The organism is Halorubrum luteum (assembly GCF_054652935.1).
On record NZ_BAAIGT010000002.1, the window covers coordinates 3,152,069 to 3,159,181 of the forward strand.

General features: G+C 70.0%; 8 protein-coding genes. 5 read left to right on the forward strand and 3 right to left on the reverse strand.

Translation table 11 applies throughout. The features are described 5' to 3' along the window. Positions 1 to 146: 146 nt before the first annotated feature. Positions 147 to 1,697 (reverse strand): (R)-citramalate synthase, encoded by a 1,551-nt coding sequence (locus ACYQ0R_RS15645; RefSeq protein WP_459825805.1) that lies wholly within the window; start codon positions 1,695 to 1,697, stop codon positions 147 to 149. A gap of 542 nt (positions 1,698 to 2,239) precedes the next feature. On the opposite strand from ACYQ0R_RS15645, the gene ACYQ0R_RS15650 reads away from it, so the two are divergent. Both ACYQ0R_RS15650 and ACYQ0R_RS15655 read left to right on the forward strand, forming a co-directional pair. Further along, positions 2,240 to 2,941, forward strand: a complete 702-nt coding sequence (locus ACYQ0R_RS15650; RefSeq protein WP_459825608.1) for an SDR family NAD(P)-dependent oxidoreductase — start codon at positions 2,240 to 2,242, stop codon at positions 2,939 to 2,941. A 104-nt stretch (positions 2,942 to 3,045) separates the two neighbouring features. After that, entirely contained in the window at positions 3,046 to 3,534 is a 489-nt protein-coding gene (locus tag ACYQ0R_RS15655) for a cupin domain-containing protein (protein ID WP_459825610.1), read from the forward strand. 24 nt (positions 3,535 to 3,558) lie between these two features. Here the strand turns inward: ACYQ0R_RS15655 and ACYQ0R_RS15660 are convergent, their stop codons facing one another. Further along, positions 3,559 to 4,227 carry a CRISPR-associated protein Cas4 gene (locus tag ACYQ0R_RS15660; protein WP_459825612.1) on the reverse strand — a complete coding sequence of 223 codons (669 nt, stop codon included), beginning with the start codon at positions 4,225 to 4,227 and terminating at the stop codon, positions 3,559 to 3,561. A 51-nt stretch (positions 4,228 to 4,278) separates the two neighbouring features. Continuing rightward, positions 4,279 to 4,920: a hypothetical protein gene (locus ACYQ0R_RS15665; RefSeq protein WP_459825613.1), complete on the reverse strand. Its 642-nt coding sequence runs from the start codon at positions 4,918 to 4,920 to the stop codon at positions 4,279 to 4,281. Positions 4,921 to 5,015: 95 nt separating this feature from the next. On the opposite strand from ACYQ0R_RS15665, the gene ACYQ0R_RS15670 reads away from it, so the two are divergent. The 3 genes from ACYQ0R_RS15670 to ACYQ0R_RS15680 form a co-directional block, all read left to right on the forward strand. After that, positions 5,016 to 5,600, forward strand: coding sequence for a biotin transporter BioY (locus ACYQ0R_RS15670; protein ID WP_459825615.1), 585 nt, complete (start codon positions 5,016 to 5,018; stop codon positions 5,598 to 5,600). Positions 5,601 to 5,639: 39 nt separating this feature from the next. Continuing rightward, positions 5,640 to 6,404 (forward strand): energy-coupling factor ABC transporter ATP-binding protein, encoded by a 765-nt coding sequence (locus tag ACYQ0R_RS15675; RefSeq protein WP_459825617.1) that lies wholly within the window; start codon positions 5,640 to 5,642, stop codon positions 6,402 to 6,404. Further along, a partial coding sequence (locus tag ACYQ0R_RS15680) for an energy-coupling factor transporter transmembrane component T family protein (protein WP_459825619.1) occupies positions 6,401 to 7,113 on the forward strand: 713 nt, incomplete at its 3' end. The genes ACYQ0R_RS15675 and ACYQ0R_RS15680, both read left to right, overlap by 4 nt.

Consider the following 7,113-nt stretch of genomic DNA (forward strand, 5'->3'; position numbering starts at 1 on the left):
CGACGTGGTCGTGCATGCTGCAGTTCACGTTCGTCAGCGTCGAGTACAGCGCCTCGTGGACGACGGCGTCGACTTCGGGATCACGGTAGCTAACGATCGCGGGAGCGCGGTCGCGGTGTCCCCGGGCGCGGGGCTCACCGCGTCGGTCAGTCGTCCGCGGGGCTCACCGCGTCGGGCTCGACGTCCCCGTCCTCGGCCGCCGCGGAGAGGAGCCTGTCGAGCCCGTCGACCATCGCGACGACGCTGGCGCGGGTGATGTCGGCGTCGGAGGCGGAGACGCTCACCGAGCGATCGCCTCGCGAGAGGTCGACCTCGACGGTGACGACCGCGTCGGTCCCACCGGTGATCGCGTCGACGTGATAGGAGTCGAGCTCGAAGGAGACGCCGCCGTCGCTCGCGAGCGCGTCTCGGACCGCCTGCAGTCCCGCGTCCACGGGGCCGGCTCCGGTGCCGGAAGCGACGCGCTCCTCGTCGCCGACGCGGAGCCGCACGGAGGCGGTCGGGAGGTTGCCGCCGGACGTCGCCGAGAGATCGACGAGTTCGACGTACCGGTCCCGCTCGCGACCCTGCACGTCCTCCGTGATCGCGAGGAGGTCCGCGTCGGTGACGCGCTTGCCGCGGTCGCCGAGATCCTTCACCCGGGAGACGACTTCGATGAGCTCCTCCTCGTCGACGTCGACGTCGTGTTCCGCGAGCGCCGCGGCAACCCCTGCCCGACCGGCGTGTTTCCCGAGAACGAGCCGGCGCTCACGCCCGACCGTCTCCGGCGGGTACGGCTCGTACATCGTCCCGTCCTTCAGCGTGCCGTCGGTGTGGATGCCGGACTCGTGTGCGAACGCGTTCGCGCCGGCGACCGCCTTGTTCGGCGGGATCGCGACGCCGGTCGTGTCGGCGACGACGCGGCAGAGTCGGTACAGCCGCTCCAGATCGACGGTGTCGACGTCGTACGACCGGTCCAACGCGATCGCGACCTCCTCGAGGGCGACGTTGCCAGCGCGCTCGCCGACGCCGTTGACGGTGCCGTGGACGGTGTCGGCTCCCGCCTTCAGTCCGGCGTGGACGTTCGCCATTCCGAAGCCGAGGTCGTCGTGGGTGTGAAGACTCGTCGGGCCCAGATCCGCCAGCCGCGAGACGATCTCGGCGGTCCGCTCGGGGCTCGCGGCCCCGACCGTGTCACAGTAGGCGATCCGGTCCGCGCCGGCGTCGAGCCCCGAGCCGAGTAGCCGTTCGAGATACTCGAGGTCGGCACGGGAGCCGTCCTCGCCGAGCACCTCGACCCAGAGCCCGTGGTCTTTGGCGTACTCGACGAGTTCGACGGTGCGCTCGACGACCGCCTCGCGGGTCGACCCGACCTTCGTCTCGACGTGTTTGTCCGAGGCGGGGACGACGAGGTTGACCCCGTCGACGCCGCAGTCGAGCGCGTGGTCGATGTCGGCCTGCACGCCGCGGGCGAAGCTCGTGACGGTCGCGTCGAGCCCCTCGTCGGCCACGCGGCGGATCGCCTCGCGCTCGCCCGCCGAGGTGCACGCCGACCCCGCCTCGATCACGTGGATCCCGGCGGCGTCGAGCTCGCGAGCGAGCACGACCTTGTCGGCCGGCGTCAGCGAGACGCCCGGCATCTGCTCGCCGTCACGCAGCGTCGTGTCCAGCAGCTGTACCTCCTCGAGATGTGTGAGTGGGTTCAAAAGGTCCTCCATTGTCGTCGTCGTTGTGGTGTCGTCACCGGTCGCCGCGGTGTCGTCACCGGTCGCCGCGGTGTCGTCACCGGTCGTCGTCGCAGTCGCGTCACCGATCGTCTCGCCAGCGGGACGGCCGCCGTCGGTCATCGGGGTGGCCGTCGCGGTATCGACGTTATCGAAGAATTTCACGGCCAGCCGCCGCGTGGCGACTTCCTCTATCCTCCGAACTGCCACGAGTATCTCGTGTCATTCGTGTCCCTGCTGACGGGTCACACACATATAAATCGTCGGGTCGAGTCCGTATCTCCCTGAAAACCCTCGACTGGACCCGCATCCCGCCGACGATCCATTATCCGATCCGACCACCTTCCGCCGGGTGGTGCGTGGCGCACATCATCGCCCACCGGGTGGCGCACATCATCGCCCACCGGGTGGCGCACACCGCCGCGTTCCGCACACCGCTGCGTTCCGCACACCGCCGCGTTCCGCACACCGCCGCGTTCCGCAGACCGGATCGCCGGCTCCGCCACGCTTATCAAACCCGTCGCGAACGTTCGCGCATGACAGGCGTCGCCGTCATCGCCGGACTGGGTCCGGGGTTCTGTGAGGAGTTCGCGTGGAAACTCGCCGACGAGGGGCACCCGGTCGCCATGTTCGCGCGAAGTGAGGCGTACCTCGCCGATTTCGAGGCCGACCTGCGCGAGGCGGGCCACGAGGCGCTCGCGATCCCCGTCGACGTCACCGACCCGGACGCGGTCGCCGACGCGCTCGATCGCGTCCGCGAGGAGCTGGGGTCCGTCGAGGTGTTCGCACACATGGCGAGTACGACGACGAGCGCCTCCAACGTGGAGCTCGACCCCGATCGCTTCGAGAAGATGTGGCGACTGTACGCGTACGGCGGCCTGCTTTGTTTCCGGGAGCTGCTCGACGACCTCCGCGAGACCGGCGGAACCGCGCTCTTCTTCGGCGCGTTCCCCGACGCGGGCGACTTCGCGTTTAAAAGTGGGAAGGGCGCGACACGGGGACTGGCTCGGTCGCTCGCCGACGAGTACGGCTCCGAGGGGATCCACGTCGCTCACGTGATCATCGACGGGAAGCTGCTCAACCCCGACGTGTACGAGGCCGAAGGCGAGATCGACGAGGACCGGTTCATCGACCCGACCGCGTCCGCGGAGACGTGCTACCATCTCGTCGAACAGCCCGCTCGCGCGCGAACGTTCGAGATCGACCTGCACGCACACGAGCGCACGACGAACCACTGATCTCCTGACCGGCGGGAGCGTCGTGTCGGTTGGATCGGTGGGAGCGTCGTGCCGGTCGGCTCCGGGGGAACACAGTTAACGGCCTCCCGGCGGACGGCTTCGATATGCGCAAGGTCGCGATCGACGACGTCGACGTCGTCACCAATCCGCTCGACGTCCACGACATCCGGAAACCCGTCTCCCGAGCGCTCGGCACCGACCACGTCGCGATGAACTACTTCGAGCTCTCGCCCGGGGACGCGTTCGCCGGCAAGCTTCACGCGCACGGCGATCAGGAGGAGATATTTCACGTGCTCTCCGGCGTCGCCACCTTCGAGGTCGGGCGCAACCGGGAGCGGGTCGACGTCGCGGCCGGCGAGCTGATCCGGTTCGCGCCCGGCGAGTTTCAGTCCGGGTTCGTCCGCGAGGACGCCGACGAGAAGGTCGTCGCCTGGGCGTTCGGCGCGCCCGGGGCTCGCCACGACTGGGACGCGATCGAGACGATCGCGACGTGTCACTCCTGCGAGGGAGAGCGACCACACGCCACCGAGCTCGATGACGACGGGCGGTTCCGATTCACCTGTACCGCCTGCGGCACGTCGTTTTCGCCGTGAGCACGACCCACAACGCTTCCGGATTCAACCCAACAGCGAGCGGATCGACCGCGTTCGCGTCCCACACTCCTCGCGGTACGAACACGCCTCACAGCGGTCGTCGTCCACGCGCGGCGGCGGTCCGTCGATCCCACGAGCCGTTCTGAGCGCCCGGCGATACGTCGCCGTTCGGCGGACGGTAAGCCGCACCTCGCGAACGGTGCCGACCGCGGGGTACTCGACTAACGCCCGTGGAACGTCCCGCTCGTGTTCCCACGCGAGCGCCTTCGCGGCGGCGACCGCCCGCACCGACTGCGGCTCCCAGACGCCGGTCTCGGGCGGCTCACCCGGGGAGACGACGACCGGGACCGGTGGGTCGGCGTCCGCCTCCCCGTCGGACTCCAACACCTTCCGTACCGTCCCGTGACAGTCGCGCCCGGAGACGAACGCGCGTTCGCGGTCGGGGTCGGCGAGCGCGTCGTAGTCGTCGCGCTCGCGCAGCCGCGAGAGGTTACGCCTGTACGCTGCGGGCGACCGTCGCAGCGGCAGGCGGCGAAGCTCGCGGTCGGGCGCGTCGGCGAGCTCCGGATAGCGAAACGCCAGATCGATCCGGGTACGGCTCTCCGCCGGAATCGAACGATCCTCCTCGCGGCGGGCGTAGTAGAGCTGTCGGGGGCAGAACGCGGCGCGGGCGAGATCGCTGAACGGGATCACGGGGCGACTGGCCGCGGCTTCAGATAAAAGGGACGGGGAGAGGGGTGACACTCAAAAGGAGACGTCGGTCTCGATATCCTCGGTCGCGTCTCGGAGCCCGTCCTCGCGGGCGTCGCCGGCGTGTGACTCCGTTATCTCCGCGTCGGTGAGCAGCGCCCGAAACTCGTCGCGAAACCGGTCGTTCGCCCGAGTGGACTCGGCGTCGGCGCGCGCGACGGCGGCGTATCGCTCGACGGTGTCGGCGTCCGCGTCGAGCTCGCGCGCGCACTCCGCCACCGAACGGTCCGCGACGACCAGACGCTTCAGCTCCGCGTACTCGAACGGCGCGTCGCGGTCCGTGTCGTCCACGAGGTGCAGGTCGAGCCGGAGATCCCTGACCGTCTCTGCGTCGACGTCGCCGTCGACCACGGATCCGTCCTCCTCGTCGCCGACTGCGGCGGCGATCGCCGCGTCGCCGTCGATCCCCTCCGTGAAGTAGGCGCGGACGACAGCCGCGTAGACGCTGTCACCGAGGTCCGTCGAGAACTCGTACCGGTCGCGCATCACCGAGACGAGTTCACGGACGCGCTCGGCGGCTGCCGCCTCGTCGCGGTCGGCGAGCGATCCGCGCGACTCCTCCTGGGGCTCGGTGACCGTCTCCGACCCGGTGGCGTCGACGAAGAGATCACGGAGGCGCTCGGTCTTCTCATCCATGACCGCCACGGTACGCTCGGTGGAGGAAAAAGGGTGTCGCCGGGAGCTTCTCGTAAACCACCATATTCAAGTTGGTTTACGAGAGAGGCGTCGCCATGGCAACTCGGACGGAGTCCGTCGATCTCGTCGGCGACGAAGCGGCGACCAATCTCGCTCGAGCGGCGCTTTTCGCCGCGCTCGTCGGTGCGTTCGCGTACGTATCGTTCCCGTTTCCGCTGTCTCCGGCACCGGTTACGCTGCAGGTGCTCGGCGTGTTCCTCGCCGGGATCCTCCTCGGTCCGGTCTGGGGTGGTGCGGCGCTCGTGTTGTACCTCCTCGCGGGTGCGCTCGGCGCGCCGGTGTTCTCCGCGGGCACCGGCGGCGTCGGCGTGCTGCTCGGCTCGCCGACGCTCGGCTACCTCTGGTCGTACCCGATCGCCGCGGTGCTCGTCGGGGCCGTCGTTCACCGGGGCGTCGACCTCCGTGACCTCTCGACGGTCGGGGTCGGGACGCTCGTCGGCGCGATGGTCGCCGGAACCGCCGTCGTGTACGCGTTCGGCGTGGTCGGCATGGCGCTCGTGTTGGAGCTCACGCTCCCGGAGGCGTTCGTTCAGGGTGCGGCCGTCTTCCTGCCGGCGGAGGCCGCGAAGATCGCCGCCGCGGTCGGGATCGTCCGGTCGGACGCGATCGCAGCGACGTGAGGCCACCGTGACCTGCTCCCGGTCGTCGGAGGTCCGAACGTGATCGACGTCGACGCGGTTACCTGCCGGTACGACGACGGCTCCGCGAGCGAGGCGTCAGAGTCCGCGGGAGCCGCCACGGACGGTGTCGTCGCGGTCGACGACGTGACGCTCACCGTCCCGGACGGCGAGTTCCTCGTGCTCGCAGGCGCGAACGGCTCCGGAAAGACGACGCTCGTGCGGACGTTCAACGGGCTCGTCACGCCCGACGAGGGGTCCGTGGCCGTCAACGGGACGACGGTCGCGGCGGACCTCGTCGCCGCCCGGTCGGCGGTCGGAATGGTGTTTCAGGACCCTCGGGACCAGCTCGTCTCGGCGACCGTCGGGGCCGACGTCGCGTTCGGGCCGGAGAACCTGGGTCTCGAGCGGGCGGAGATCGACCGCCGCGTCAGCGAGGCGCTCGCGGCGGTGCGGATGGACGGCCGCGGAGCCGACCGTATCGCGACGCTGTCCGGCGGCGAGCGCGAACGGGTCGCCATCGCCGGCGCGCTGGCGATGGAGCCGGATCATCTGGTCTGTGACGAACCGTTCACCGGCCTCGACGAGCTGGCCCGTCGCTCCGTGCTCGATCGACTCCGCGAACGTCACCGCGAGGGGACGAGCGTCGTCGTCGTCACCCACGACCTCCGTGACGTCCTCGACATCGCCGACCGGGTCGTGGCGCTCGCCGAGGGACGGATCGTCGTTGACGCACCGCCGGAAGACGCGGTCGACGACCTGCCGAAGCTCGGCGTCCGCGTTCCCGAGCCGGGAGCGAACCCGTGACGCTCACATACGTCCCCGACGACACGCCGGCGCATCGGCTCGATCCTCGGTCGAAGCTGGTCGTGCAGATCGGGTTCGCGGCGGCTGCGTACGCGTACACCACGCCCCGTGGTCTCACGGCACTGACGGCGCTGGCGGCGGCCACGCTGTGGCTCGCCGGCGGCGGGCCGCGGTCGCTGTGGGGGTTTCGGTTCGCGTTTCCCTTCCTCCTCGTCGCTCCCGTGGTGGCGGGTGTGACGCTCGGAGCTCCGTGGTTTCGCCTCGACCGTGCGGCCGACACGGCGCTGGCGAGCTACCGTGCGCTTCTCGTTTTCGTCGTCGCCGCGGCGTACGTCAGGTCGACGCCGGTGCGGGACTCCCGGGCGGCGATCCAGCACACGATTCCTGGTCGCGCCGGTGCGTTCCTCGGCATCGGGGTGGCGCTCGTCTTCCGGTTTCTACCGCTGTTGCGGCGTGATCTCCTGACGATTCGCGAGGCCCTTCACGCCCGCGGGGGTGGCACGCTCCCGGTCCGTGATCGCATGCGGATCGTCGCCGTCGCCGGTGTCGACCGGGCGTTCGGTCGGGCAGACCGGCTGGGAACCGCGCTCTCGGCCCGTTGTTTCGCGTGGAATCCGACGCTTCCCCGGCTCGCGCTCGGACGCGGGGACGCCGTTGTGATCGCAGCCGGCGCTGGACTGCTGGCTGCGGCTGCCGGACCAGCGATCGT

Bases quoted from the DNA above. Each gene is read 5' to 3' on its own strand.
- ACYQ0R_RS15665 (WP_459825613.1), bottom strand. From the start codon at position 4,920: ATGGATGAGAAGACCGAGCGCCTCCGTGATCTCTTCGTCGACGCCACC.
- ACYQ0R_RS15645 (WP_459825805.1), bottom strand. From the start codon at position 1,697: ATGGAGGACCTTTTGAACCCACTCACACATCTCGAGGAGGTACAGCTG.
- ACYQ0R_RS15670 (WP_459825615.1), top strand. From the start codon at position 5,016: ATGGCAACTCGGACGGAGTCCGTCGATCTCGTCGGCGACGAAGCGGCG.
- ACYQ0R_RS15650 (WP_459825608.1), top strand. From the start codon at position 2,240: ATGACAGGCGTCGCCGTCATCGCCGGACTGGGTCCGGGGTTCTGTGAG.
- ACYQ0R_RS15655 (WP_459825610.1), top strand. From the start codon at position 3,046: ATGCGCAAGGTCGCGATCGACGACGTCGACGTCGTCACCAATCCGCTC.